26 protein-coding genes are annotated in these 25,550 nt (G+C 52.7%); 23 read left to right on the top strand and 3 right to left on the bottom strand.

Annotated elements, in window-relative coordinates; translation table 11 throughout:
* Positions 1 to 5 precede the first annotated feature (5 nt).
* The 23 genes from BUB13_RS03630 to BUB13_RS03520 all read left to right on the top strand — a co-directional run bounded on the left by BUB13_RS03630 (position 6) and on the right by BUB13_RS03520 (position 22,474).
* Positions 6 to 764, top strand: a complete 759-nt coding sequence (locus tag BUB13_RS03630; RefSeq protein WP_072905691.1) for a segregation and condensation protein A — start codon at positions 6 to 8, stop codon at positions 762 to 764.
* Positions 757 to 1,329: an SMC-Scp complex subunit ScpB gene (scpB, locus tag BUB13_RS03625; RefSeq protein WP_072906207.1), complete on the top strand. Its 573-nt coding sequence runs from the start codon at positions 757 to 759 to the stop codon at positions 1,327 to 1,329. The genes BUB13_RS03630 and scpB overlap by 8 nt, the downstream gene beginning before the upstream one ends.
* Positions 1,322 to 2,035 carry a pseudouridine synthase gene (locus tag BUB13_RS03620; protein ID WP_072905689.1) on the top strand — a complete coding sequence of 238 codons (714 nt, stop codon included), beginning with the start codon at positions 1,322 to 1,324 and terminating at the stop codon, positions 2,033 to 2,035. Before scpB ends, BUB13_RS03620 begins: the two co-directional genes overlap by 8 nt.
* 174 nt (positions 2,036 to 2,209) lie before the next feature.
* A complete protein-coding gene (locus tag BUB13_RS03615; RefSeq protein WP_072905687.1) occupies positions 2,210 to 4,360 on the top strand; it encodes a tetratricopeptide repeat protein in 2,151 nt (716 codons plus the stop codon).
* A 35-nt stretch (positions 4,361 to 4,395) separates the two neighbouring features.
* Positions 4,396 to 5,292, top strand: coding sequence for an ExeA family protein (locus tag BUB13_RS03610; RefSeq protein ID WP_072905685.1), 897 nt, complete (start codon positions 4,396 to 4,398; stop codon positions 5,290 to 5,292).
* 81 nt (positions 5,293 to 5,373) lie between these two features.
* Positions 5,374 to 7,212, top strand: coding sequence for a DNA mismatch repair endonuclease MutL (mutL, locus tag BUB13_RS03605; RefSeq protein ID WP_072905683.1), 1,839 nt, complete (start codon positions 5,374 to 5,376; stop codon positions 7,210 to 7,212).
* A gap of 3 nt (positions 7,213 to 7,215) precedes the next feature.
* Entirely contained in the window at positions 7,216 to 8,157 is a 942-nt protein-coding gene (miaA, locus tag BUB13_RS03600) for a tRNA (adenosine(37)-N6)-dimethylallyltransferase MiaA (RefSeq protein ID WP_072905681.1), read from the top strand.
* A complete protein-coding gene (gene hfq / locus BUB13_RS03595) occupies positions 8,150 to 8,383 on the top strand; it encodes an RNA chaperone Hfq (RefSeq protein ID WP_072905679.1) in 234 nt (77 codons plus the stop codon). Before miaA ends, hfq begins: the two co-directional genes overlap by 8 nt.
* A gap of 139 nt (positions 8,384 to 8,522) precedes the next feature.
* Positions 8,523 to 9,833, top strand: a complete 1,311-nt coding sequence (locus BUB13_RS03590; protein ID WP_072905677.1) for a DUF512 domain-containing protein — start codon at positions 8,523 to 8,525, stop codon at positions 9,831 to 9,833.
* A gap of 6 nt (positions 9,834 to 9,839) precedes the next feature.
* Positions 9,840 to 12,299: a heavy metal translocating P-type ATPase gene (locus BUB13_RS03585; protein WP_072905675.1), complete on the top strand. Its 2,460-nt coding sequence runs from the start codon at positions 9,840 to 9,842 to the stop codon at positions 12,297 to 12,299.
* Positions 12,296 to 12,760: a TIGR00725 family protein gene (locus tag BUB13_RS03580; RefSeq protein ID WP_072905673.1), complete on the top strand. Its 465-nt coding sequence runs from the start codon at positions 12,296 to 12,298 to the stop codon at positions 12,758 to 12,760. The genes BUB13_RS03585 and BUB13_RS03580 overlap by 4 nt, the downstream gene beginning before the upstream one ends.
* Positions 12,761 to 13,834, top strand: a complete 1,074-nt coding sequence (locus tag BUB13_RS03575) for a DHH family phosphoesterase (protein ID WP_072905671.1) — start codon at positions 12,761 to 12,763, stop codon at positions 13,832 to 13,834.
* Positions 13,835 to 13,905: 71 nt separating this feature from the next.
* The gene (locus BUB13_RS03570; protein ID WP_072905669.1) at positions 13,906 to 14,997 is read left to right on the top strand and encodes an N-acetylmuramoyl-L-alanine amidase family protein; all 1,092 of its coding nucleotides are present in this window, start codon (positions 13,906 to 13,908) and stop codon (positions 14,995 to 14,997) included.
* Positions 14,994 to 15,728, top strand: coding sequence for a ribonuclease PH (gene rph, locus BUB13_RS03565; protein WP_072905668.1), 735 nt, complete (start codon positions 14,994 to 14,996; stop codon positions 15,726 to 15,728). Before BUB13_RS03570 ends, rph begins: the two co-directional genes overlap by 4 nt.
* Positions 15,729 to 16,331, top strand: coding sequence for an XTP/dITP diphosphatase (locus BUB13_RS03560; RefSeq protein WP_072905666.1), 603 nt, complete (start codon positions 15,729 to 15,731; stop codon positions 16,329 to 16,331). It abuts the gene before it with no gap.
* Positions 16,332 to 16,423: 92 nt separating this feature from the next.
* Positions 16,424 to 16,837, top strand: coding sequence for a nucleoside-diphosphate kinase (gene ndk, locus BUB13_RS03555; protein WP_072905664.1), 414 nt, complete (start codon positions 16,424 to 16,426; stop codon positions 16,835 to 16,837).
* A 94-nt stretch (positions 16,838 to 16,931) separates the two neighbouring features.
* Positions 16,932 to 17,972 (top strand): dual-specificity RNA methyltransferase RlmN, encoded by a 1,041-nt coding sequence (rlmN, locus tag BUB13_RS03550; RefSeq protein WP_072905662.1) that lies wholly within the window; start codon positions 16,932 to 16,934, stop codon positions 17,970 to 17,972.
* Between the two features lie 29 nt (positions 17,973 to 18,001).
* Positions 18,002 to 18,874, top strand: a complete 873-nt coding sequence (gene mtnP, locus BUB13_RS03545) for an S-methyl-5'-thioadenosine phosphorylase (protein ID WP_072905660.1) — start codon at positions 18,002 to 18,004, stop codon at positions 18,872 to 18,874.
* Between the two features lie 16 nt (positions 18,875 to 18,890).
* The gene (locus BUB13_RS03540) at positions 18,891 to 19,802 is read left to right on the top strand and encodes a PfkB family carbohydrate kinase (RefSeq protein WP_072905658.1); all 912 of its coding nucleotides are present in this window, start codon (positions 18,891 to 18,893) and stop codon (positions 19,800 to 19,802) included.
* A gap of 33 nt (positions 19,803 to 19,835) precedes the next feature.
* The gene (locus BUB13_RS03535; protein WP_072905656.1) at positions 19,836 to 20,333 is read left to right on the top strand and encodes a hypothetical protein; all 498 of its coding nucleotides are present in this window, start codon (positions 19,836 to 19,838) and stop codon (positions 20,331 to 20,333) included.
* A 19-nt stretch (positions 20,334 to 20,352) separates the two neighbouring features.
* Positions 20,353 to 21,120, top strand: coding sequence for a tetratricopeptide repeat protein (locus tag BUB13_RS03530; protein WP_072905654.1), 768 nt, complete (start codon positions 20,353 to 20,355; stop codon positions 21,118 to 21,120).
* A 26-nt stretch (positions 21,121 to 21,146) separates the two neighbouring features.
* Positions 21,147 to 21,662: a response regulator gene (locus tag BUB13_RS03525; RefSeq protein ID WP_072905652.1), complete on the top strand. Its 516-nt coding sequence runs from the start codon at positions 21,147 to 21,149 to the stop codon at positions 21,660 to 21,662.
* Complete coding sequence (locus tag BUB13_RS03520; protein ID WP_072906205.1) at positions 21,662 to 22,474, top strand: purine-nucleoside phosphorylase; 813 nt, start codon at positions 21,662 to 21,664, stop codon at positions 22,472 to 22,474. Before BUB13_RS03525 ends, BUB13_RS03520 begins: the two co-directional genes overlap by 1 nt.
* A gap of 13 nt (positions 22,475 to 22,487) precedes the next feature.
* On the opposite strand, the gene BUB13_RS03515 is transcribed toward BUB13_RS03520, so the two are convergent.
* Genes BUB13_RS03515 through BUB13_RS03505 form a run of 3 tightly spaced genes read right to left on the bottom strand, consistent with a single transcriptional unit; the run spans position 22,488 to position 25,313 of the window.
* Entirely contained in the window at positions 22,488 to 22,715 is a 228-nt protein-coding gene (locus tag BUB13_RS03515; protein WP_072905639.1) for a FeoC-like transcriptional regulator, read from the bottom strand.
* A gap of 43 nt (positions 22,716 to 22,758) precedes the next feature.
* The gene (gene feoB, locus BUB13_RS03510) at positions 22,759 to 25,074 is read right to left on the bottom strand and encodes a Fe(2+) transporter permease subunit FeoB (RefSeq protein ID WP_072905637.1); all 2,316 of its coding nucleotides are present in this window, start codon (positions 25,072 to 25,074) and stop codon (positions 22,759 to 22,761) included.
* Complete coding sequence (locus BUB13_RS03505) at positions 25,071 to 25,313, bottom strand: FeoA family protein (RefSeq protein WP_072906203.1); 243 nt, start codon at positions 25,311 to 25,313, stop codon at positions 25,071 to 25,073. Before BUB13_RS03505 ends, feoB begins: the two co-directional genes overlap by 4 nt.
* Positions 25,314 to 25,550: the final 237 nt, after the last annotated feature.

The raw sequence follows: 25,550 nt of genomic DNA, 5'->3' as shown, positions 1-25,550 counted from the left end.
CCTGCATGTCGATTCAGGTTCAGCTGCAGAACTTCGCCGGTCCCCTCGACCTTCTCCTTCATCTGATCAAAACCAACGAAATGGATATCTACGATATCCAAATGGTCGAGATCACCGAGCAATATCTGCATGTTATCGAACAGATGAAGCAGCTCGATCTCGATGTCGCCGGAGAGTTTCTGCTGATGGCAGCGACCCTGCTGCACATTAAGTCGCGCATGTTGCTGCCGGTCAGTGAAGATTTGGACGAGGAGGAGGGTGAAGATCCGCGCGCTGAACTGGTTCGCCGGTTGTTGGAGTATCAGCGTTATAAAGAAGTCGCCGAACTGTTGGCCGAGTTTCCGTTGCTCGATCGCGATATTTATGCCAGCAGTTTTGTGCCGACTGAACTGTTCGATGAAGCTGATGACGAGGTTTCGGTTGGTGTTTTTCAGCTGACAGAAGCTTTTCACCGGATTTTGCAGTCGGCACCAACGGAAGTTTTTCACGAAGTTATCCGCGAACAGCTTTCAGTTGCCGAGCATGTGCAGTTGGTGCTGGAACGCTTGACCGGCAAGAAGCGGATATCCTTTCGTGAAATTTTTAATGCGCCCAGCAAGCAGGAGCTTATTGTGACTTTTCTAGCCACACTCGAGCTGGTGAAAATGCGGATGATTAAAGTGGAACAGGCGAACGAGTTCGGGGAAATCTGGTTGTCGTTGGCGGTCGATGAGGACGAATTGGAACAGGTGCCGCTACAGGAAGAAGGCCTTGGATATGCCTGAGTTGAGAACGTTGATTGAAGCGTACATTTTTGCTGCTGATGCACCTTTGACTCTTGATCGTCTCTGCCTGTTGCTGGAAAAACCAAGAGCTGAGGTGCGCCCGGTGATTGAGCAGTTGCTCGCGGATTATTCCGGCGAAGAGCGCGGTTTTTATCTGGCCGAGGTGGCGGGGGGATATCAGTTCCGTACCGCGACTGAGCTGGGTCCCTGGTTGCGCAAACTGAGCAAAGATCGCCCATTTCGTTTTTCCCAGGCCGCTCTCGAAGCATTGGCGATTATCGCTTACCGGCAACCGGTAACGCGGGCTGAGGTGGAATATTTGCGCGGGGTTGATTCCGGCGGAGTGATCAAAAGTCTGCTGGAGAAGAACCTGCTGCGCATACTTGGCAAGAAAGATGTGCCGGGTCGCCCGCTGATGTATGGCACCAGCCGCCATTTTCTGGAACTGTTCGGTCTGCGCGAATTGCAGGATCTACCGACGTTAAAAGAGTTCAGCGCTCTCGAACCCGAGCTGGCGGAGGCTTTGCCGCTGGAACCGGACAAGGAGGGACAGACTGATGGCTGAGCGGCTGCAGAAATTGATCGCCCAAGCCGGCTTGGCGTCGCGTCGACAGGCTGAAAGCTGGATCAGTGAGGGGAAAATTCTGCTCAACGGCAAGGTTGCTCAGCTTGGTGATCGGGCTGATTTGTCAGCCGATGAAATTATCGTCAACGGGCGGAAGCTCGCTGTGGCGGAAGCAAAGGTTACGGTGCTGCTGAACAAGCCGCGCGGTTATATCTCGACCCTGAAAGACCCGCAGGGGCGCGCACTGGTCACTGATCTGGTGGCCGATATTCCGCAGAGGCTTTTCCCGGTTGGCAGGCTGGATTACAACAGTGAGGGTTTGCTGCTGCTGACCAACGATGGCGAGCTGTCCCAGCACCTCAGCCACCCAAGGCACCATGTCGAGAAAACTTACCTGGTGCGGGTGCGCGGTAATGTGACTGAAAATAAACTGCAGGCATTGCGCAAAGGGGTTAAACTGAATGATGGTATGACCCATCCGGCCAAAATTGAAAATGTCAGAGTTGGTAAGGCGAGCAGCTGGTTCGAGATCACCATCGGTGAAGGACGGAATCGGCAGGTGCGACGGATGTGTGAAACGGTTGATTTACAGGTGGTGCGTCTGAAAAGAATTCGACTTGGCCAGCTTGAGCTGGGAAATTTGCCGACCGGAAGCTACCGCCGGTTGACGCCGCATGAGCTTGGTCAGCTCAGAAAGAAGCCTTAGATATCTGATTATATTGATATTCTTTAAAGTTCTCTGAAATCATAGTTTGCAGGTATATCTATGCTGTTGTTTTTCTTGTTAAAATCCCAATGCTTGACTTGACAGTCGAGGCCAGTGTCACGTATTCTTCTGCGATGGCTAAAATGAATAAAACTATGCATCGGGGGACTTTTTTTGGCCGCAAATAAAGACAAACTTATTGAATCCGCGCAGAAAAGCCTGAAAAAAAAGCAGTTTGCGCGTGCGATAAAAGACTACCTGAAAGTCGTAGATCTTGATCCGGCAGACGTACGTTCACGGCAAAAGCTGGCCGAGTTGTTGGTGAAAACCAACCGCGGGCCGGAAGCCTATGAGCATTTTGAAGCGGTCGCCAAATATTTTTCCACCAACGGTTTTTATCTTAAAGCGATCGCCATCTACAAGCAGATGCAGCGGATCGATCCCAGCCAGGTTTCTTTGTTCAGTCGCCTTGCCGAGCTGAACGAGAAGCAGGGTCTGATCGGTAACGCGATGGCGGAATATCGTAACTTGATCAGCTACTATGAGCGCAACGAGATGGTTGCCGATGTTATCAAAGTGCTGGAAAAGATGCGCGATATGGATGAGACCAACCTGAACGTGCGGGTCAAACTGGCGGAAGTTCTTGCCACTAATGACCGCGGTGACGAAGGTTTGGCCGAATTTGAAGCCGTGCTGGAGACCCTCAGCGAAAAGAACGATTTCGATAAAATTCTCAAACTTTACAAAATGTTCCTGCCTCTGTTCCCGAACAACGAAAAGTTGAAAATGGGACTGGCGCTGACCCTGTTTGAAAAGGGTGAGCTGGAAAAAGGGGTCGACATTCTCAACGGGTTGTTGCAGGAGAAACCGGATAACCCCGATTTGCTGCGACTGGTGGCCCGTGGCTACAATGATCTGAAAGACTGGGAGCATGCTGCATTTGCCTACAAGCAGTTGCTCGACCTTGATCCGACAGACCTGGAAACCCGTAATCTGTATATCCAGGTGCTGCTTGACAGTGGCCAGCATCAGCAGTCATTGGAAGAGCTGGAGGAGTGGAAAGACAGCTTCTTCAAGTCTGATCGGGTGGAGATGCTCAAAGAGCATTACGAGGCTCTGAAAGAACTTTTGCCGGAAGATCGGACTGTTATCCAGACACTCGATTCGATTTACGAACTGACCGGTGACGGCGATAAGCTGCTAGATATCATCGCTGCGCAGGACGAAGATGAGGAACAGGGCGAAGTTGTTCTGGAGGAAACTCTCTCCGATTCGATTCTTGCTTCTGCCGAAGAAGATATTGACATTCCCGGTCTGGAAATTGACCTGCCGCTTGATGATGAAGCGAATGCAGAAGCGTCCGACGAAGAGGTTGTCGATGAGCTGATCCTCGATGTCCCTGAGGAGGAGCTCGATCTCGATCTCGACATGATGGATGATGTCGAGTTGACGACCGAAAGTGAACCTGAAGAGCAGAGCGACAGTGTCATCAATCTCGATCTGTCGGAATCTGACGAACTGGAATCACTCGGCGATGACGATCTTGAACTCTCTTTTGCCCTCGGTGACGAAGACGAAGCCGCTCCTGCGGCAGTTGGGGGAGGGCGAGACCTCAGTACGGATTTGGAAGAGCTCGATTTCTACATTCAGCAGGGACTCTATAAAGAAGCGGAAAAGCTGTGTACCGATGTCATGGCCTATGCTCCCGACTCGGAAGAGTGCCAGCAGAAACTCAATATTATTCTCGGCCACCTGAATGAAGAAGAGCAGGAAGATTCGGTTGTGGTGCCAAAAGTTGATCTGGAATTGAGTTCGGAAGAAGAGGACGACTTTTTTACTGCGCTGGATGACGATGCAGAAAAGAAGGTTTTCCGTACCGATGTCGATGAGCAGATCGCCGCCGATGATATGGAATCCCACTACAATCTCGGTATTGCTTACCGTGAAATGGGCTTGTTTGATGATGCTATCAGCGAGTTCGGAAAAGCCGAGAGAGATCCTTCCCGTTTTGTCGATTGCCAGACCCTCAAGGGCCTTTGCTATGCAGACAAGGGGGATTACGCCAACGCCGAGCTGATGTACCAGCAGGCGCTTGACTCGCCTCACCTGGAGGATGAGCAGCGGTTGAGTCTCAGTTTTGAACTGGCTTCGCTTTACGAGACATCTGAGCGGCTGGAAGAAGCTCTCAGCAGCTATCGCGTGGTGTTAGCTCAGGACGAATCATATCGCAACGTCAAGGAGAAAGTGGCCGAGTTGCAGCAGTCTCTCGGTATCGCTTCCGAACCAGAGCCGGTTGCCAGCAAGGAACGTATCTCCTTCCTGTAGAAATATCTTTCCTTCTTTGTTTCAGAGGGTGAATCATGGGCTATACCGACTATTTCAATTTCGACCGGGAACCATTCTCTAACGCACCGAACGATAAATTCTATTTTGATAGCGAACAGCACACACAGGCATTGCTGCGCCTGAAATATTCGGTCGACTCAGACAAGGGTCTGGCCGTTCTTGTCGGTGGAGTCGGCACAGGAAAGACTACCTTGGCCCGGCGTATGCTCGATGAACTTCCAATCGATAAGTATGAGTCTTCGCTGCTGGTGATGATTCACTCGGCGGTGACCTCGGACTGGATTCTCTCGCGTATCTGCATGCAGCTGGGGGTGACAAACCCCGACATCAGCCCGCTTAAAATGCTCAAGCAACTTTATGAGCGTTTGCTGCAGATCGAGAAGGAAGGCCGCAAAGCGGTTGTTCTGATCGATGAAGCGCAGATGCTGCAGACCCGTGAGCTGATGGAAGAGTTTCGTGGGCTGCTGAACCTGGAAATTCCTGGTAAGAAACTGCTCAACATCGTCTTCTTCGGGTTGCCGGAACTTGATAACGTCTTGAAACTGGATGAGCCGCTTGCCCAGCGAGTTGCATTCCGCTACACCTTGAGGCCACTGACTCTCGAGCAGAGTCTTTCTTATATCAAGCATCGCCTCGAGGTCGCTGGCTGCAAGGCTGATCCGTTCGCAGAAGATGTTCCGGCTTTGGTGCACCGGTTGGCAAGTGGTGTTCCACGGATGATCAATACCCTTTGTGATAATGCCCTGTTTGAGGCCTATCTGCGCCGCAGCCCCAAGGTGACCAGCAAAATTTTGCGCAATGTTGCCGAGGATTTTGGCCTGGTCGAAGCGCCGACCGCGGAAAAGCTGATTGAGAAAGCAGAAGATCTCGATGAAATCGAAATGATTTTCGACGATCTGGAAGAAAAATAAGAACACGTCCCACAGCAGAGACATCCACCAAAGTAGCGGCCGATCTTTTCGGCCGCTATCTTTTTTGTGATAATGGAAAATATGACCGAATCGCAACACAAGATACATGTTCTGCCTGAAGAACTTTGCAACAAGATTGCAGCCGGAGAGGTGGTCGAGCGACCGTCTTCGGTAGTGAAGGAGTTGCTTGAAAACTCTCTCGATGCCGGAGCCAGCGATATCCTGGTCGAGTTGCAGTCGGGTGGTAAAAGGCTGATCCGTATTGCCGATAACGGTAGTGGCATGCATCGGCAGGACGCTTTTCTTTCGCTGGAACGGCACGCGACCAGCAAGATCAGCAGTGATGAAGATCTGTTTGCTTTGCAGACTCTCGGTTTTCGCGGTGAAGCGTTGGCGTCGATTGCTTCGGTTTCCCGTTTTCTGTTACAAACCTGCGCTAACGAAGATGGTTTGGGACAGCAGATCTACGCAGAAGGCGGAGCGATCAAGCGCGCTGAAGAGGTCGGCCTGCCACAGGGGACCGTGATCGAAGTGCGTAACCTGTTTTTCAACCTGCCGGCGCGACGCAAATTCCTGCGCAAAGAGCAGACAGAACTCAGCCACGTCGCCGATGTCGTCACCAAGCAGGCGCTGGCCAACCCGGCAGTCAGTTTCCGCATGAAGAACAACGAGCGGATGCTGCTCGATCTGCGGCGGGAAAAAGGACTGCGCGAACGCTTTGCCGCTGTCCTCGGTCGTTCCTTGCTGAAGGATATGCTGGAAGTTGAGCAGCAGGGCGGCCCCGATCTGCGTTTGACCGGCCTGATCTCACAGCCGCAGTTGAACCGCTCTGCCGCCAGCCACATCTATACCTTTATCAACGGGCGCTACATTCGTGATCGCGTCGTGCAGCATGCGGTGATGGAAGGTTACCGCCACCTGCTGATGAAAGGTCGCTATCCGGTTGTCGCCCTGTTCCTCGAGCTCGATCCGGCGCTGGTCGATGTCAATGTCCACCCGACCAAGCACGAGGTACGCTTCCGCGATCAGGGGCTGGTTCACGACTTTATTGCCAATGCTCTGCAGCAGACTTTGCGCCCGTCCGATTGGCTTACCGATAGAGATGAGGATGATGTTGCGCAAACTGCTTCGGTGATGCCGACACCGGTTGCGCCGTCCGAATATCGACCTGCCACTCTCGGCGCGCCGAGTCAGATGCGTGAGGCGGCAGCCAGTTATCAGCCGGTTTCATCAACCGTCTCGCACCCTGAGCCTGTTCCTGTTTCTCAGGCTGAGCGATTACAGCAGCAACCGCAGCCTGTTGAACAACTGGTTTTGCCCGCAAGCGAACCGCACGGCTTCTTTTCTGGCCTGAAAATTCTTGGTCAGTATCATCAAAGCTACCTGCTTTGCCAGGATGGCGATGACCTTATTCTGATCGATCAGCATGCAGCGCATGAGCGAATCGGGTTTGAGAAACTGCGGGCCTCTTATGCTGAAGGTCTGGTGCCGAGCCAGTCACTACTCTTCCCGGAGATGCTGGAACTCGATTTCCGCAGCGCCACGGCGCTGGAAGAAAGTGCCGAAGAGTTGGAAAAACTCGGCTTCGATATCGAACCTTTCGGCGGTAAATCTTTCGCGTTAAAGGCGGTGCCGCAGGTGCTAGCCGGACGGGATGTTGGGCGGCTGGTTATCGATGTCGCGCTCGAACTGGAGAAAGTTGGTCGCGCCGGGCAGCTTCAGGAGTCGATCGATGAGATCCTTATTCTGATGGCTTGTCACGGTGTTATCCGTGCCAACCAGGCGCTGACCACCGAAGAGATAAAAGCCCTGCTGCGTGAACTCGACAGAATCGACTTTAAAGCACACTGCCCGCACGGCCGACCTGTAATGCAACGGTTAACGCTGACTGAAGTCGAGCGTTTATTCAAGCGACAGTAACCGATGAGCCAAACCAAGATCCCGCTATTGGTCGTCTGTGGACCGACCGCATCCGGCAAGACCGGTTTCTCTCTACAACTGGCCGAGCATTTTCCCCTGGAAATCATCTCTGCCGATTCCCGCCAGGTTTACCGGCAGATGGATGTCGGTACGGCCAAAGCGACAGCTGAAGAACAGGCACTGGTACCCCATTATCTTATTGATGTCATTGATCCGGATGAGGAATTTTCCGTCGCCCAGTTTGTCGACCTGGCGCGTCCGCTGATCGAGCAGATTCATCAGCGTGGGAAAGTCCCCTGTATTGTCGGCGGCACCGGACTTTATATTCGTGCTCTGCTCGGCGGGTTGGCCGATACGCCGACCGGCGATCAGGAGCTGCGCGATCGTCTGCATCGGCAGGAAGATGAACAGCCGGGCAGCCTGCACGCAGAGCTGACAAAAATCGACCCGGTGGCGGCAGAGAGGATTCATCCGAACAACATTGTTCGTACTGTACGGGCGCTGGAGGTCTATCACGTCAGCGGCCGGACCCTAACAGAATTGCAGGATGAACACCGCTTTGCAGATCAACCCTACCGGGTGATGCAGTTTGCTCCACAGCAGGAGCGGGCAGAACTTTACCAACGCATCGACCTGCGCGCCAAGCTAATGCTGGATGCAGGATTGGTTGCGGAAACCCGCGCTATTATCGAGCGTTATTCAGCGCAACTGAAGGCGTTGCAGACCCTCGGCTATCGTGAAGTTGTTCGCTATCTCGATGTGCCGGGCAGTGAAGAACTGATGCTGGAAGAGATACGAACCTCCACTCGTCAGTATGCCAAGCGGCAATTGACCTGGTTCCGTAAGGAATCACAAATAATTTGGGTTGATTCCTTAACGGAGTCTGGTAGAGTGTTACGGTCTATTGAAGATTTTATCAGTCAACAAAGGAGCGGATATGCCTAAGTCACCTTTTAATATTCAGGATCAGTACCTGAATCAGGCCCGCAAGGAACGGGTTAAGGTCACTATTGTTATGATGTCGGGGGACAAGCTGGAAGGTTACATCAAGTCGTTCGACAGTTTTTGTGTACTTGCTGAGAGTAATGGCGACATCCTTATCTATAAGCATGCAATCAGCTCGATCACGTCTTCCGATGGTAATTTCCGGTTACATAGCGGTCGCGATTAAACGCTGATCTTTGTAGAGACGATCCAACAGGGGCGGTGCTTGAATGCGCTGCCCCTGTTTGCTTTTCTGTCCCGGACTACAGCGATTTTCTTGTCGATGTTATAATCAGAAAAGACTCTTTCTACCCGGAGTTTTGCAGATGTTGCGTATAGAATCGGTTCTTCCCGGAAGTTACGCTGCCGAGTTCGGACTCGACCCGGGCGATCAATTGTTGGCGATCAACCGGCAGGAGATCGGTGACCTGATCGATTATCATCAGGCGCTTAAGCAGGAGGACCTGCTCCTGGAGGTGATGCGGCAGGACGGTGAACTCTGGGAGCTTGAGTTGGAGAAAGCGCCGGAAGAGGACCTGGGCTTGCAGTTGGAGCATCCGCAGCCGTTGCAGTGCGGAAACCAGTGCGTTTTCTGCTTTGTTCATCAGCTGCCGAAAGGGATGCGCCGCTCCCTCTACATCAAGGATGAAGATTACCGCTTTTCCTATCTTTATGGCTCTTATATTACCCTGAGCAACCTGCAGGAAGAGGACTTTCAGCGAATTATCGCTCAGCAGCTTTCTCCCCTGTATATATCCGTTCACGCGACCGATGATGAGCTGCGCAGCAGACTGCTTGGCTGCCAGTCTCCGCCGATTTTGCCTTTGCTCAAAAGGTTGACTGACGCTGGTATCGAACTGCACACCCAGGTTGTCGTTTGCCCGGAGTGGAACGATGGTGATGCCCTCGATAAAACCATCAGCGACTTGGCCGCGTTCTACCCGCAGATCGCTTCGCTTGCAGTGGTGCCGGTCGGTTTGACGGATCATCGAAACAACCTGCCGCAGCTGCGAAAACTGACGTCAGTTGAAGCGGGAAAGCTGTTGTTCCAAATTGAACAGCATCAACAGAAATTTCTGGAAGAAAAAGGCAGCCGTTTCGTTTTTGTCGCAGATGAAATTTATCTACAGGCCGGTGCAGAAATTCCTGAGCTTTCTTTTTATGAGGATCTCAGCCAGATCGAAAATGGTGTCGGTCTGATTGCCCAGTTCCGTCAACAGGAAGCGGAAGTTCTTCTGGAAATCGAACCGTTACCGTTGCAGAAAGTCACCCTGGTGACGGGGACATCTTTTGCCGGTGAACTAAGGAATTTCACTGAACGGCTGGAGATCCGGACTGGACTGGAACTGCCGGTGCGCGTTGTGGAAAATCGTTTTTTCGGTAACCAGGTCACGGTGACCGGCCTGCTGACAGGTGCTGATCTGCTGGCACAACTGGGTGACTACGATCTCGGCGATGGAGTACTGCTGCCGGAAGTAATGCTGAAAGCGGACGAACCGGTGCTGCTTGATGATTTGAGTATCGACGAACTGGGTGAAAAACTCGGAGTGCCGGTGATTGCAGTAGAATCATCACCATGGGGGATTCTGGATGGGCTGGAAGAGTTGGCCTCTGCTGGTAGCGTGATTCACTGTTGAGTTTTTATGGATAGTTCGCAACGGACCATTCCTGTTTTCGGCATGAAATGCCAGAAATGCGTTGCCCGGGTCAGCGACATCCTGAGCGCTTTTCCCGAGGTAGACAAGGTAGCTGTGTCTTTAGAGGAAGGCTCAGCTACCCTGAGCTTCAAAAAACCGGACCCACCGGATCTTGCGCCTCTGCTAACAGCTTTGCGGGAGGCTGGTTTTCAGACGCAGGCGCCTGCACAGTCGGCTTCAATGCCGTGCTCTGAAAGTGAAAAAAAATCAAACGAGCGGCAACGGCTGCGTTTCGCCATTCGTGGAATGAGTTGTGCTTCCTGCGCTGCAACTATCGAGAAACGCCTGCAGCAAAAAGATGGAATTGCGCAGGTCGCTGTCAACCTCGCCGGAAATTCCGGTCAGGTCGAGTTTGACCCGCAGATTCTTTCTGCCGAGGATGTCTACGCCGAGGTTGCAGCTGCTGGTTTTACTGCCTTGCCTGCCGATGATCTGCAGCCTTCCGATCCGGAAGCTGACCGTAATTTGCGCCACCTTTTGATCGCAACCGCCTGTGCTCTTCCGATCATGCTGCTGATGTTCTTCCCGCTTTTCGGCACTGCGACCCTGTTTGTCAATGCTCTGCTTGCTTCTGTCGCCCAGTTCACTGCCGGTCTTGATTTTTATCGCAGCGCCTGGACTTCGCTGAAAAATCGCTCTGCAAATATGGATGTGCTGGTTTCTCTCGGCATCACCGCTGCTTACGGCTATTCACTGTTGGCGCTTTTCGGTTTGCTCGGGGACGGTGCGACGGTCTTTTTTGAAACCAGTGCCATGCTGATCATGTTCATCCGTTTTGGCAAATGGTTAGAGGCAAGAGCGAAGGGCAGGGCCGGTGCCGCACTGCATAAGTTGCTGCAACTGCAGGCCGACCATGCCGTGCTGCTTGACGGTGAGCAGGAGCGCAAGGTTGCTGCCAGTGATGTTAACCTAGGTGATCTGCTACTCGTTCGTCCGGGCGAAAAAATACCGGTCGATGGTGTTGTTGTCGAAGGGACTGCTGCCGTCGATGAGGCGATGATCAGCGGTGAATCAGTACCGGTCAGCAAAGAGCCTGGGGATGAGGTCACGGGTGCAACCATCAATTGCACCGGTCGACTGGTTGTGCGCGCAACGCGCGTCGGGCAGGAAACGGTATTGGCCCAGATTGTTCGCCTGGTGGAAGAGGCGCAGGGAGATAAAGCACCAATTCAGAGGGTCGCAGACCAGGTTTCCAGCTATTTCGTCCCAGCGGTTGTGTTGCTGTCACTGCTGACGTTCATTGGTTGGTATCTGCTGTCAGGCAGCAGTTTTCTGTTTGCTTTTCAGATGGCAATCGCCGTGGTGGTTATTGCCTGTCCCTGTGCCCTCGGGTTAGCTACACCAACGGCAATTATGGTTGGCAGCTCGGTTGGGTTGGAACGGGGGATTCTATTCAAAAAAGCTTCAGTGCTGGAGCAGATTTCCAGGTTACGGATCCTGTTGCTCGATAAAACCGGCACTCTGACCAGCGGAAAATTTCAGGTCGATGAAGTCTGTAGTTACGATGACGTGGGAGAAAGTAAGGTTCTGCAGCTTGCCGCGGCGCTGGAAGAAGGCAGCAGTCACCCGTTGGCGAAGAGTGTTGTTGCTGAGGCCCGGAGCCGTGGGCTGCGTTGGGAGGGCGTATCCCAACTGGAAGAGATTGGTGGCCAGGGGGTGCGCGCACGACAAAACGGAGCAACTCTGCTTTGCGGTCAGCAGCGCTTGCTGGCGGATAATGACATCGATTGCTCCCCTGCGGGCAACGATCAGCAGCGGCTGAGTGATGCCGGGAAATCGCTCGTTTACCTGGCTGTCGAGCAAAAGCTGGTCGGTATCATCGCTTTGAGCGACAGTATCAAACCGAATGCCACTACTGTTGTTGAACGGTTGCAAAAGTTGGATATTGAGTGCGTTTTGCTGACCGGAGACCGCAAGGCTGCCGCGCAGTCGGTTGCGGCTGAACTCGGTATCAGCCAGGTCGAGGCGGAAGTCCTGCCGGAACAGAAACTGGACGTGGTGCGCAAATATCAGCAGCAGGGGCTGCTGGTCGGGATGGTCGGCGACGGGATCAACGACGCGCCGGCGCTGTCACAGGCCAATATCGGTATTGCCATTGGTAGCGGGTCTGATGTTGCCAAAGAATCCGGCGACCTGATCCTGATTGGCGGTGATCTGTTCGATATCGAACGTGGTATCCGCTTGGGCCGGCAGACTCTGTTGAAAATCAAGCAAAACCTGTTCTGGGCATTCTTCTACAATTTATTGGGGATTCCTTTAGCGGCTGGATTGTTTTACCCTGCATTTGGGCTCTACCTGAAACCGGAATTTGCCGGGTTGGCAATGGCCTTTTCCAGTGTTTCGGTGGTGGTCAACAGTTTGCTGTTGCGTAAAATGAAATCGGTACTGGAGGGTATAGGACGATGACGAGAAAACCAATCATCGGTGTAATCGGTGGGGCAAGCCCCAGTGAAAAAGGGCTGGTTTTGGCTTATGACGTTGGACGTTTGATCGCACAGAACAACGCTGTGCTGGTCTGTGGAGGTCTCGGTGGGGTCATGGCTTCCGCGTCACAGGGCTGTGCCGAGGCGGGAGGCGAGGTGCTCGGTATCTTGCCGGGAAGTTCAGCGGAATCGGCCAATCCTTATGTTACCTTGCCGATTGCCACCAACATGGGGCATGCCCGCAATGTGATCATCGCTCACACGGCCGATGTGCTTATTGCTATCGAAGGTGGGTATGGCACGGTTTCGGAAATTGCAATCAGCTTGAAATTGGGGAAAACCGTCGTGCAATTGAATCGTGACCGGATTTTTTCGGAGGCCGTTATGGCGGTTAATTCAGAGCAGGCGGTTGAGCTGGCGCTGCAGTCGCTGGAGGAAGAATAAATGGTGCCACAAATATCTTCAGATGATGCCAGTTGCCCGTTTTTTTCAAAGGATGGGGATTCGGTTGCAGAAGTGATCGAGTGGATACGCGGGCGTGGTAAAGTTCTGATCGTCACGCACGACAATCCCGATCCCGACTCGATTGCCGCGGCTATTGCCCTCCGCCATCTGTTACTGGTGAAAACCGGACAGAATGCCGTGATCACTTACGGTGGCATTGTCGGTCGTGGCGAGAATCGCAGCATGGTCAAGCTGCTTGAAATCCAGATGAAGCCGATCTGTCAACTCGATCTCGATCAGTTCGCTGTGGTCTGTATGGTCGATACTCAGCCGAATACCGGTAATAATTCATTCCCGGCTGATCGGCAAGTGCATCTGGTGATCGATCATCACGCTCCTAAAACCGACCTGTCGAACGTCTGCTGGGTCGATATCCGTACCCACTACGGTGCGTCGGCAACCATTCTTTACGAATACCTTTGTCAACAGGACGTGAAGCTGAACACAAAATTGGCAACCAGCCTGTTCTACGCTATCAAGTCAGAGACGCAGGATCTCGGTCGCGAGTGGTCGAAGGCTGATCGCGATGCCTACCTTAAACTGCTGCCGTTGTCGAATAATCGTATCCTTTTCGATATTGTCCACCCTCAGGTGCCACGCGAGTATTTTTCCGCGTTTCGAACAGCGATTGACTTTGCACGAGTTTATGGCGAGGTGCTGGTGTTCAACCTGCGGCGGATAGACAACCCAGATCTTGTCGCCGAACTGGCTGACTTTCTGCTGCGGCAGGAAGGCGTCAAGTATGTGCTCGGTATGGGGTGGTATGATGGAATGCAGATTCTTTCCATGCGCTCGTCTGCTCCGGAAGCGCTTTTAGGGTTAGTGATCCAGCAAATGGTCGAAGGACTGGGGACAGCTGGCGGTCATGGCATGGTTGCCGGTGGGCAGATTCGTGAAATGGACGAAGATGAAGCCGCCCAGGAGGAGCTGGAACGTTTGCTGACGCGCAGATTGTTCAAAGCATTACAGCTTGATTCGGTTCCGGGCGAACCGCTTTTGGCTGAAGGCCCCTGACCCCCTGCAGCCGCGTTGACACTGACTCCTCCGCTGGGGTATAAACATCCGGTTTTCATCAGGGAGCTTCGATGCGTTTATTTCTGCCGATTCTATTTTTTGTTCTGACTGCAATGCCACTGTTCGCTGCGGTCGATATTGCGCCACGCGGTAAAGACCCGGTGCGGATCACCGATGTTTACCAGCAGGGCGGTGTGCCTTATATCGCTGTTGAAGATGCCCTCGATGCCGTTGGCCTGTCTGGCCACTGGAATTCGATCAAGCATGTTTTCCTTATCCGCAGCGCACGCGGTTGGGCGGAAATCTCTCCGGCCAGCGGCTACCTGAAGCTGGGAGAAGATTACTATCCACTCCGTGAAAAACCCCGCTTTATCGATGGTCGCCTGCGAGTGACCGACAGCTTCGTTCTCAACCAGCTTTCGTTGTTGGTCGGGAAGCCGATCTATTTTAATAATCTCGACCCCGATAGTGACACCATTGCCGAAGAGGAACCGAACAGCCTGGAACAGCTGTTTGCTTTTTTGCTGAATAAAAAGGTCAAACGCAGCGGCCCGTTGATTCGTGCCGTCGCCATCGATCCCGGCCACGGCGGGCTCGATACCGGGGCGATTGCCGAGAATGGTTTCAAGGAAAAAGCGGTCAATTTGAAGGTCGCTGAGAAATTGACCAAGCAGTTGAAGATGAAACTCGGTATTCCGATCTATCTAAGCCGGGACGGCGACTACGAATTGACGCTGGAACAGCGGCTGGCCCCGGCCTCAAAAGAGGATGTCGATATCTGGCTGCTGCTGCATGCGCAGGCGTCGCTCTCTGCGCAGCCGCGTGGAGTCAACCTGTTCATCCGTCCGGAGGAGGGCGCATCGGTAACTGTTGCTGAAGAGGAAGAACAACAGCCGGTCAAGCTGTCCGAGAGTCACCAGTTGGCGGCACAACTGGCGCAGGCGCTGCGAGAGGCAGGCATAGAGGTTAACGGCATTTATCGTTCGTCCCTGTTGTCACTGGGGCGTGGTGATCTGCCGACAGTCCAGGTTGAACTCGGCTATTTGAGTCATCCTGAAGAATTGAAAAGTTTACAGGATGATGAATATCAGGAACGTCTGGCGCAGGCCCTCTATCAGGGGATTCGTTATTACGCCAAGGCGAAGAAGGAGTCGGTTCAATGAGTACAGACAAAGAGCGCTTTGATGGCCGCCAGCCGAATCAGCTGCGGCCGATCAGTTTTCAACGTCAATTTACCCGCTACGCTGAAGGCTCAGTGCTGGTTTGCTGCGGAGAGACCAAGGTCCTCTGCAATGCTTCCGTTGAGGAGCGGGTGCCGCCTTTCATGCGTGGCGAAGGACGTGGTTGGGTCACCGCTGAATACAGCATGCTGCCCCGTTCTACCCACACCCGCTCGATGCGCGAAGCGGCCAAGGGCAAACTCTCCGGCCGGACTCAGGAAATCCAGCGCCTGATCGGCCGATCGCTTCGTGCCGTCACTGACCTTAAGGCAATGGGCGAACTCACCGTGCAGATCGACTGCGATGTGCTGCAGGCTGATGGAGGTACTCGTACTGCCTCGATTACCGGGGCTTATGTTGCACTCTACGATGCTTTCGCCGGGCTGGTGGAAAAAGGTGTGCTGAAAGAAATACCCTTTAAAGACAGCGTTGCTGCGATCAGTGTCGGCATTGTCGATGGGCAGCCGTTGCTTGACCTAAATTACGAAGAGGACTCGAAGGCGGAAGTCGATATGAACTTTGTCATCACCGGGTCCGGCAAGTTCGTCGAGGTTCAGGGTACTGCCGAGGAAGAGCCGTTTTCGGTTGAAGAGCTGGATGCGCTGCGCGACTTGGGGTTGCAGGGTTGCGCCCAGTTGGCCGAGATGCAGCAGGAAGCGTTGGAGCTGAAATAGATGAAGCTGCTGGTTGCAACCGGAAATCAGGGGAAACTCAAGGAAATTCGACGGTTGCTCGATGAAAGTGGTGTTGAGGTGATCGGTCTCGATCAATACCCGGGTGCACCTGAAGTCATAGAGGATGGCGATACCTTCGAAGCCAACGCGCGTAAAAAAGCTTTGGAGATGGCCGAATACAGCAACTGCCTGACTCTGGCTGATGACAGTGGTTTAGTGGTTGATGCGTTGAAAGGGGCGCCGGGGGTGCATTCTGCCCGTTTCGCCGGCGAACAGGGCAACGATGCTGCCAACAACGCCAAGCTACTGAAAGAACTGGCTGATGTCGCTGATGATAAACGGCAGGCCGCGTTTAATTGCGTGATGGCGTTGGCGACACCGAAAGGCGATTGTGTCACCTACACCGGTGCCGTCTTCGGCCTGATCCTGCGTGAGCAGCGGGGAGAGGGTGGTTTCGGTTACGATCCCTTGTTTATGGTGCCGGAATACGGCAAAACCATGGCGGAGTTGCCGCTCGACATCAAGAACCGGATCAGCCATCGTGGTAACGCGTTGCGGCAGGTAATTCCGGTGCTGCAGGAGATGGCAGTTAAGGACGCTTAGCGCTTGACACAGACCGGGCGCAATGCTACAAAGCGCACGCATTTTTTTATCAACTAAAAATCTAACAACTCAAAATATTGGAGGAAATTGTCATGGAAAGAACTTTCGCCATCATCAAGCCTGATGCATTCGCCGCCGGTCACGCCGGTAAAATTCTCGCACGTATTTACGCTGAAGGTTTCAAGGTTGTCGGCCTGAAGAAGCTCTACATGAGCAAGGTTGAAGCTGAAGGTTTCTACGCAGTGCACAGCGAGCGTCCGTTCTTCGCTGAGTTGACTGACTTCATGAGCAGCGGTCCTTGCATCGTTATGGCTCTGGAAGCTGAAGGTGCAATCCTCAAATGGCGTGACCTGATGGGCGCAACCAACCCGGCTGAAGCGGCTGAGGGGACCCTGCGTAAAGAATTCGGTTCCTCCATCGGCGAGAACGCTACCCATGGTTCCGACGCTCCGGAGACCGCTGAGTTTGAGCTCGGTTACTTCTTCAACGGTTTGGAGTTGCTCTAATCCGTAACTGGATAAACAGCTTGTCAGTAAGAAAGCCCTTCGGTACAATCCGAGGGGCTTTTTTCGTAGTAGTTTCAAGGATAAAGGACTTTCGTTGAATAGTGGAAAAGTCGATCTGAAAGGATTGACGTTAGAACAGTTGCAGGATTTTCTGGTCGAACTCGGAACCCAGAAATTTCGTGCTAAGCAGATCATGAAATGGATCTATCAGCGCGAGGTGACCGATTTCGAACAGATGACCGATCAGGGCAAGGCGCTGCGGCAGCAGTTGGCTGAGCGTGCGTACATTTCCCAGTGGCAGCCGGAAGTAGTCGAGGCGAGCAGCGACGGTACCAAAAAATATCTGTTCCGCCTGGAGGATGGCGAATCGGTCGAAGCGGTGCGTATCCCGATGGATACCGAGAAAGACACCCTCTGCATCTCGACTCAGGTTGGCTGTGCCATGCAGTGCCAGTTCTGTCTGACCGGGACCTTCGGTCTGACCCGTAACCTGACTCCGGCGGAAATTGTTAACCAGGTCTGTGGTGTGTTGCATGACGGACCGATCGCTAACATCGTCTTGATGGGCATGGGCGAACCGCTGCACAACCTCGATAACGTGGTCACCGCGCTGAAGATTCTCTACCTGGATGATGGCCTCGGGTACGGCAGTCGCCGTGTGACCCTGTCGACCAGCGGCTTGATTCCTCAGATGCGAGAGTTGTGGGAACAGGTCAAGGTCAACCTGGCAGTCTCCCTCAACGCCACCACCGATGAAGTGCGCGATGTGTTGATGCCGATCAACAAAAAATATCCTCTCAAAGAGTTGATGGCTGCTTGCCGCGATTATCCCCTCGGCCCGCGGCAGAAGATCACTTTCGAGTATATTCTGATCAAAGGGGTGAACGATTCTCTTGCCGATGCCAAACGATTGGTTAAACTGTTGCACGGCATCCGCGCCAAAATTAACCTGATCCCGTTCAATGAGCATGAAGGCTCGGAATTTAAATGCCCTGACGAAGAGACGATCACTGCTTTCCAGAGTTACCTGATGCAGCGGCAGATCATCACCATGCGGCGAGCGAGTAAAGGGCAGGACATTTCGGCTGCCTGCGGGCAGCTCAAAGGAAAACTTGATAAAGAAGCTGAAGCTTGAATTGAACCTATAAAACAGGAGTGTTTGATATGCAGCAACCGGTTATCGGTGTTATCGGCGGCAGTGGGTTGTACGAAATTGAAGGGTTGACTGATGTGCAGGAAGTGGTACTTGAAACCCCTTTCGGTGCTCCGTCCGATGCTTTTATCACCGGCAACCTTGCTGGTGCAAAAATGGTTTTTCTCCCCCGGCACGGTCGCGGGCACCGTTTTCTGCCGTCTGAAGTGAACTACCGGGCCAATATCTACGGCATGAAAAAACTCGGTGTCGAACAGATTATCTCGGTTTCGGCTGTCGGCAGCATGAAAGAGGAAATCGTCCCCGGCCATATCGTTATTCCGGATCAGTTTTTCGATCGCACCCAGGGCAAGCGAGCTTCGACCTTCTTCGGTAACGGCGTAGTTGGGCATGTGCAGTTTGCCGACCCAATCTGTGGTGAGCTGGCTGATATCCTCGCCGATTCGGCACAGCAGGTTGGCGCAACCGTACACAAAGGTGGCACCTACATCTGTATTGAAGGACCAAACTTTTCTACCCGCGCCGAGTCGAATATCTACCGCAACTGGGGCGTTGATATTATCGGCATGACAAACGTTCCCGAGTCGCGGCTGGCGCGTGAAGCCGAAATCTGCTACGGCACTGTTGCCCTGGCGACCGATTACGACTGCTGGCATGAAGGGCATGACGATGTCTCGGTTGAGGCGGTTATCGCCATCATTCAGCAGAACGTGGCAAAAGCCCGCGAAATCATCAAGGCAGCGGTGGAAAAGATCGTTGCGCAAAGAAGTGAGCGTGATTGCGAATGTTCCTCATCTCTGCAGTTTGCGGTCATGACTGACAAAAGCCTGATTCCGGATGAGACCAAGCAAGTGCTCGATCCGATCATCGGCAAGTATCTTTAGATAAGGATTCAATGATATGAGTATTCTGGTTGTCGGCAGTGTTGCGTTCGATTCGATTAAAACCCCATTCGGTGAAGTGGATGACGCCCTCGGCGGTTCCGCTTGTTACTTCTCCACCTCGGCCAGTTTCTTTACCGATGTCAGCCTGGTTGCCGTGATTGGCGACGATTTCCCGCAGGAACACATCGATTTCCTTGCTTCCCGCAACATTGACTTGGCGGGGTTGCAGAAGAGTGCCGGTGAAACCTTCCGCTGGAAAGGCAAGTATGAGTACGATCTGAACGAAGCGCACACGCTGGAAACTCACCTCAACGTTTTCGAGTCGTTCAAACCGGAACTGCCGGAAAACTACCGTGATGCCGAGTACGTCTTTCTTGCCAACATCGATCCGGAATTGCAGCTTGAAGTTCTGCAGCAGGTGAAAAAACCGAAACTGGTGGCCTGCGACACCATGAATTTCTGGATTGAGGGAAAGAAGAAAGAGCTGATCAAGACCCTGGCCAAAGTCGATATGCTGGTGATCAACGAAGCGGAAGTGCGGCAGTTGGCTGATGAGCCGAACCTGGTCAAAGCTGCTGAGATCGTTCGTGGTTTCGGGCCGAAGACACTGGTGGTCAAACGGGGAGAGTACGGCGTACTGATGTTCAGCGAAGGTTCCATCTTCTCTGCCCCGGCCTATCCGCTGGAAGAAGTGTTCGACCCAACCGGCGCCGGTGACACTTTCGCCGGTGGCTTTGTCGGCTACTTGGCAGCGACACGCAACCTCGAAGAGAAGAACCTGCGCAAAGCGATTGTGTTCGGCACCGTCATGGCGTCCTTCACGGTCGAGAAGTTCAGCCTCGACCGCTTGCGTGAAATCGACTACGCCGAGATCGAAAGTCGCTATAAGCGGATAAAATTACTGACCGATTTTGCCGATATAGAATAAACCGACTATACTGGTGGAACGGAGGGCATACAAATGTTTGTAGAACATAAGCAGTTGAAAGTTCTTAATCTGCCGGCAACACGGGTTGCCCGGCTGAACAGTTCCGGCTGTAACGTGCAGATGGCCTTCCCCGGATATCCGCCGCAGATGTGTGCCGCTTACCTCGTTTCTGTCAACAGTGGCAACAAAGTTCTGGTCGTCGTTGGTTTTTATCTTTCGGAAAGCCGTAAGTCGGTTTTTTTTGTCCCCCAAAAGGGAGAAGTGCCGGTAGAGGATGCGGAGAGAACCTTCGAGGAAGGTTTCGTGTTCGCCGAATCGATGGGCTTTGTCCTCAGCGAAACGGACTACCATTTGCGCTCGGCCGCTGAGCAGCAGAAGCTATGGAGTTCACTGCCAATCTGCCAGATTTCACAGCCAACGCAGAAAGAGACGCCACAAGGTGGTGATCGTATGGCTAAGGGTGTTGATCCGCTGGAAGAACATCGCCAGCGGAGTTTGAAGAGCCTGGGACGCTTTCTCGCGTCGATGTAATGGTGTTGGAGGTTTTTTGATGTTCTGCAATCGTTTCTTGTTCACTTTGTTCCTTTCTGTCGTTCTTGTTGCCTGCGCACCGACTCCACAAGTGCAGAATGATAAAATCCAGCAGGCAGAGGCTCATTACCGGATGGGTGTTTCCCATTTGCAGAATGACAACCCAACCATGGCCCTGCAGGAGCTGCTAAAAGGTGTTGCTATTGCTCCGCAGAGTGATTCGATCCATGCTGCGCTTGGCCAGGCATATCAGCTGAAAAAGGCTTATGTAAAAGCGGAAGAGCATTATCTGAAAGCGATTGACATCTCAAATAAAGAACCTCGCTATATGAACAACATTGGTTCACTTTATCTCGATATGCAAGAGTGGGATAAAGCGATCGATTATTTTGGCCAGGCGGCTGATGACCTGCTGTTTCTGAATCCGCACGTCGCTCTGGCTGGCAAAGGTTTTGCCTACTTGCAGAAAAAAGACTATCAAGCTGCTCTGTATGAGTTTGAAAAAGCTGCAGAAGTTTCGAACCGTTACCCCAGAGCATATTTTCTGCAAAGTGAGGCCCTGGTCGGTATGGGCAGAACCGAACTGGCACGGAAAGCCTTGGAAAAGGCGGTTAACCTCGCTCCTAATTATGTACTGGCCCTGTACCAGCTTGGTGTCATGGAGATGAAAGCGCAGGAGAACGACACTGCAATAGATCGTTTTGAAAAAGTTGTCGAACTGGCACCGACCTCGGATCCGGGCTTGAAGGCGGCTGATCTGTTGCGGGCGCTTAAGAGCGCAGAGTAAATCGGCGAGCAGGAAAGGTTCCTTATATGATTATCCAATGCCCGGCCTGTAAATCTCGCTATCGTTCCAAACCGCTACCGGAAACAGTAAAGACTGCGCAGGTCAAATGTCCTAAATGCAACCAACAGTTTCAGGTTAGCCAAGAGCCAGCAGACGAGAATGTCGTCGATAGCAACAAGCAAACGATTCTGGTTGTCGATGATGCTCGCTTCTTCCGGGAACTTTTGCTTGACCTGCTAGAAGGGCGTGATGCGAATATGCTGACCGCCGACAGCGCGACTGAGGCGTTAAACTCTCTTGAGCAGAAAAAAGTCGATCTGCTGATTGTCGATATCAATCTGCCGGATAAAAACGGTCTCGATTTAATCCGTGAACTGCGTGCTGAAGAGCGTTTTAGCAACCTGAAGATTCTTTGTATCAGCGGGGTTTATCGCAAGGATGATGACGCTCGCAAAGCGCTGCACGCAGGGGCTGACGATTTCATCAGCAAATCGTTCAAGCCGGAAGAGCTGAATGCACGGATCGACAAACTGCTGAAATGATGACCCTTCTCGACGATATCTCCCAGGCGACAGCGAAAGTAAAAGGATGGCTGGCCGGGCGCAAGCCGCAGCTGGCCATTGTCCTTGGCTCCGGTCTTGGAGCGATCAGTGAACAGCTTCAGGACGCTGATCATTTAAACTACGTCGATATCCCGAACTTTGCCGCTTCCGGCGTCAGTGGCCATGCTGGGTGCCTCCATTGTGGCAAAATTTTCGGTCGCTTGGTGCTGCTGTTTCAGGGGCGCTATCATTTCTATGAAGGTTACAGCGCTTGGCAGGTCACGGCGCCAGTCCGGTTGGCTGCCGAGTTGGGTTGCAAACAGCTGTTGTTGACTAACGCCGCCGGAGGTATCGCCGATCAGATGCAGGCCGGTGATTTCATGCTGGTGAGCGATCATATTAATCTGACCGGACAGAATCCGCTGATCGGCCGGCCAGAGCGTGAGTTTGTTGATCTGTCAAACCTGTATGCGCAGGATTTTTATTTCGACCTGAACCGGGAATTGCAGCAACAGGCTATCCGGTTGCACAGCGGTGTTCTTGCCTGGATGTTAGGACCGAACTACGAAACACCTGCTGAAATCAATATGCTACAAGCCCTTGGCGCTTCAGCCGTGTCGATGTCAACCATCCCCGAGGCGATAGTCGCCAAGCGCTACCAGCTCGACGTTGCCGCGATATCCTATATTTCCAATCTGGCGGCAGGGAAAACGGACAACCTCGACCATCAAGATGTTCTTGCCAGCGGAAAAAACGCGGCTCAGCAGATGGAAAAACTGCTTGCCGCGCTTTTTGATTTTTGGAGCGTTTGATTTAGCTCTCCATCTACTGCAGCCACTCGTACACTTCTTTTTCGCTGTGACCCGAACAACCGCCGCAGCAATTACCATTTTGACAAGCATCTCCCTGGTACATTTTCACTCGACCTTTTCTGATCCAGTGGCTCAGCAGGCCGCGGATAGCGTCCGGTTCCATGTCAAAGTGAATGGCGATATCTTTCAATGGAGCGACTTTGCGGTCGCATAAATAGGTTTTTACTGCACTTGGTGTCATTTTCTATCCTTTCGGCAAAGCTTTTGCCCCACCGTATATAGAATCAGTTCTTGGCCGGCAGAACGATCCCGGTCACTTTTCTCTCACCCCCAAGGTAACGCATGATGGCGATGGTCGCAGCCGAGAACAGCAGGCAGCCAACTAGCCACAGGCTTGAAAACGTCGGATGTTCAGCGAAGGTTGCTAGCTGGTAAAAGGAAGTCGCAGAAATATACGCGAGCCCTGTTGTCCAGCTGGCGAGAAAGGCGGTCCAGCGCCTGTTGGTTTCACGGTATACAGCTGACATAGCAGCAACACAGGGGAAGTACATGAGAATGAACAGCATGTAGGCGATGGCGCCGACTTTGCCATCAAACAGTGCGCCCATGGTGCCGAAGATGCTGCTGTTGACGTCCTGTTCCTCTGCTGCTGCAGTACGGTTGCTGGTATCTCCAATACCAAGCCCGAGAGGATCACTGAGGCTGCCAACGACACCGGCGAGGTTTTCTGGAATTGTTGCAACGGCTTCCTGCAGCGTGGCGGGCAGATTGAAGTTCGCGGTTTCCTCGTTCGCCGCGGCAGTTTCATTTTGTAGATAGATGGCGTCAAGGGTACCAACCACTGCTTCTTTTGCGAAGATACCGGTGAAAATGCCGACGGTTGCAGGCCAATTATCCTGCGAGATTCCCATCGGTGCAAAAATTGGCGTTATGGTTCGACTGACCGATGCGAGCAGCGAATCCTTACTGTCATCATGGCCGATACTGCCGTCGATCGACATGGTGTTCAGCAGCGCCAGCAGGGCAACCAGTGGAATCAGGAAGCGGCTCGCTTTGAGCAGGAAGGATTTCAGTCGATCCCAGGTTCGCAGGAGAACCGATTTCAGTGTTGGCACGTGATAGGGCGGCAACTCCATCACAAAAGGTGTAATGTTGCCGCGCAGCAGTGTGTGCTTGAGAATCAAACCCGTCAGGACAGCAAAAGCAATTCCGGCCAGGTAAAGCAGAAAGACGATATTTTGACCGCCGACCGGAAAGAAGGCAGCGGCAAACAGAGCATACACCGGCAAGCGAGCACCGCAGCTCATAAAAGGGTTCATCATGATGGTCAGGGTACGATCGCGCTGGTTCTCCAGAGTGCGAGTCGCCATGATCGCGGGAACGTTACAGCCAAACCCGACCAGCATCGGCACAAAAGCCTTACCAGGCAGACCGAGGGTACGCATAAACCGATCCATAACGAAGGCTGCACGGGCCATATAGCCGGAACCTTCAAGGATGGCGAGAGCGAAGAACATGAATGCGATCGGCGGAATAAAGGTCGAGACGGTTTGGATTCCGCCGCCGATGCCGGTGGCAAGGATGCCGATCAGCCAGTCCGGGCTGCCGAGCCCACCCAGAAGTTCACTCATCCCGTCAACGAAGATCGCCCCGGTGGCAATGTCAAAAAAGTCGATAAACGCTCCACCGACGTTGATGGTAAACATGAATGTCAGGTACATCATCAGCAGAAAAATGGGGATGCCGAAAACCCGGTTAAGAACGACATTGTCGATTTTATCAGTGATAGTTTTGCCGACTTTTGTTTTGTGTTTGACACTCTCTTTCGTGAGCCAGTGGATAAAGTTGTAGCGCGCATCGGCAATGCTGATATCGGCATCTTCATCCATCAGTTCAGTAATCTGCATCTGCTCTGCAGCAACCAATGCTGCCGTCGATTTGTCGAGCAATACGCTGAATTCACAATCGTCTTCGAGCAGCTTCAACGCCAGCCACTCGGGTTGCCAGTTGCGTTCTTCTGCCAAATCTTTCAGCCGGGCAGATATTCTGTTTTTCGCTGTCTTTATTGCTGGAGGATAAGAGATGTCGATATTCGGAAGCGGCTGTTCTTCAGCGCTTTGGTGAATAGCTTTTTTCAGTTGCTGCAGCCCACTGCGTTTGGCTGCTGATATCGGGATGACTGGAATACCGAGCCGGTTTGCCAACTCATCTGCATCGATACTGATCTGGCGAGCTTTGGCAACATCGATTTTGTTCAGCACCAGTATCATCGGTGCCCTTATCTCCAGAAGCTGGGTTGTGAGATAAAGATTACGTTCAATGTTCGCGGCGTCGATAACATTGACGATCAGGTCGTAGTCGTCTGAAAGAAGATAGTCGCGCGCGACCCTTTCATCACTGGAATGTGCTGAAAGGGCGTAGATACCGGGAATGTCGACAAGTTCAAAATCATGTCCTTCGAAGGAATAGAGGCCGGTAATGCGGTCAACGGTCACCCCGGGCCAGTTTCCGACCATCTGGCGGGCTCCGGTCAGTTCGTTGAAGAGGGTGGTTTTGCCACAGTTAGGATTGCCAGCAACCGCAATTTTTAATTTATTCATGACGCTGCCTCTTTGTTCACCAGCACAGCGTTCGCCTCATCGCGCCGCAGACTCAATGAAAATCCCCGCACGCTGATTTCAAGCGGATCACCCAGCGGGGCAACACGCGTGACTTGCAGCTTGATCCCTTTCGTCAGTCCCATCGCCAGCAGCTTGGCCCGGTACTCCTTGGTGCCCTTGGCAAAACCACTGACGGTTGCTTTTTCTCCAACACTCAGTTCTCCGAGGCTATTGAACATGATAATTCCTTTCAGATGATATTGAAAACGGTTATCAAAATAGATAACCACAGTACGCAAGTCAAGAAAAAAATTCATTAAATTATTACCAAAATGGTTGTAATTAATGGTGTCAAGTCAGGAAAAGGCAATTCATTCCAAACAAAAAGCACAACCGGGAACCGGAATAAATCTTGATGAATAATATCTTTAATAATGAAATCAGTATATTACCTAAACGGCCCGACGCTTGACAGG

The sequence above is a fragment of the Malonomonas rubra DSM 5091 genome (genome assembly GCF_900142125.1).
GTDB classification, from domain to species: Bacteria; Desulfobacterota; Desulfuromonadia; order Desulfuromonadales; family Geopsychrobacteraceae; genus Malonomonas; species Malonomonas rubra.
The sequence above is the reverse complement of the archived record's forward strand: the minus strand, read 5'-3'. Positions and strand labels throughout refer to the sequence as shown.

Bases quoted from the DNA above. Each gene is read 5' to 3' on its own strand.
- BUB13_RS03610 (WP_072905685.1), top strand. From the start codon at position 4,396: ATGGGCTATACCGACTATTTCAATTTCGACCGGGAACCATTCTCTAAC.
- BUB13_RS03630 (WP_072905691.1), top strand. From the start codon at position 6: ATGTCGATTCAGGTTCAGCTGCAGAACTTCGCCGGTCCCCTCGACCTT.
- BUB13_RS03505 (WP_072906203.1), bottom strand. From the start codon at position 25,313: ATGTTCAATAGCCTCGGAGAACTGAGTGTTGGAGAAAAAGCAACCGTC.
- mtnP (WP_072905660.1), top strand. From the start codon at position 18,002: ATGCAGCAACCGGTTATCGGTGTTATCGGCGGCAGTGGGTTGTACGAA.
- BUB13_RS03520 (WP_072906205.1), top strand. From the start codon at position 21,662: ATGACCCTTCTCGACGATATCTCCCAGGCGACAGCGAAAGTAAAAGGA.
- scpB (WP_072906207.1), top strand. From the start codon at position 757: ATGCCTGAGTTGAGAACGTTGATTGAAGCGTACATTTTTGCTGCTGAT.
- rph (WP_072905668.1), top strand. From the start codon at position 14,994: ATGAGTACAGACAAAGAGCGCTTTGATGGCCGCCAGCCGAATCAGCTG.
- BUB13_RS03585 (WP_072905675.1), top strand. From the start codon at position 9,840: ATGGATAGTTCGCAACGGACCATTCCTGTTTTCGGCATGAAATGCCAG.
- miaA (WP_072905681.1), top strand. From the start codon at position 7,216: ATGAGCCAAACCAAGATCCCGCTATTGGTCGTCTGTGGACCGACCGCA.
- mutL (WP_072905683.1), top strand. From the start codon at position 5,374: ATGACCGAATCGCAACACAAGATACATGTTCTGCCTGAAGAACTTTGC.
- ndk (WP_072905664.1), top strand. From the start codon at position 16,424: ATGGAAAGAACTTTCGCCATCATCAAGCCTGATGCATTCGCCGCCGGT.
- BUB13_RS03580 (WP_072905673.1), top strand. From the start codon at position 12,296: ATGACGAGAAAACCAATCATCGGTGTAATCGGTGGGGCAAGCCCCAGT.
- BUB13_RS03530 (WP_072905654.1), top strand. From the start codon at position 20,353: ATGTTCTGCAATCGTTTCTTGTTCACTTTGTTCCTTTCTGTCGTTCTT.
- BUB13_RS03540 (WP_072905658.1), top strand. From the start codon at position 18,891: ATGAGTATTCTGGTTGTCGGCAGTGTTGCGTTCGATTCGATTAAAACC.
- BUB13_RS03575 (WP_072905671.1), top strand. From the start codon at position 12,761: ATGGTGCCACAAATATCTTCAGATGATGCCAGTTGCCCGTTTTTTTCA.
- BUB13_RS03590 (WP_072905677.1), top strand. From the start codon at position 8,523: ATGTTGCGTATAGAATCGGTTCTTCCCGGAAGTTACGCTGCCGAGTTC.
- BUB13_RS03620 (WP_072905689.1), top strand. From the start codon at position 1,322: ATGGCTGAGCGGCTGCAGAAATTGATCGCCCAAGCCGGCTTGGCGTCG.
- hfq (WP_072905679.1), top strand. From the start codon at position 8,150: ATGCCTAAGTCACCTTTTAATATTCAGGATCAGTACCTGAATCAGGCC.
- BUB13_RS03560 (WP_072905666.1), top strand. From the start codon at position 15,729: ATGAAGCTGCTGGTTGCAACCGGAAATCAGGGGAAACTCAAGGAAATT.
- feoB (WP_072905637.1), bottom strand. From the start codon at position 25,074: ATGAATAAATTAAAAATTGCGGTTGCTGGCAATCCTAACTGTGGCAAA.
- BUB13_RS03515 (WP_072905639.1), bottom strand. From the start codon at position 22,715: ATGACACCAAGTGCAGTAAAAACCTATTTATGCGACCGCAAAGTCGCT.
- BUB13_RS03570 (WP_072905669.1), top strand. From the start codon at position 13,906: ATGCGTTTATTTCTGCCGATTCTATTTTTTGTTCTGACTGCAATGCCA.
- BUB13_RS03525 (WP_072905652.1), top strand. From the start codon at position 21,147: ATGATTATCCAATGCCCGGCCTGTAAATCTCGCTATCGTTCCAAACCG.
- BUB13_RS03535 (WP_072905656.1), top strand. From the start codon at position 19,836: ATGTTTGTAGAACATAAGCAGTTGAAAGTTCTTAATCTGCCGGCAACA.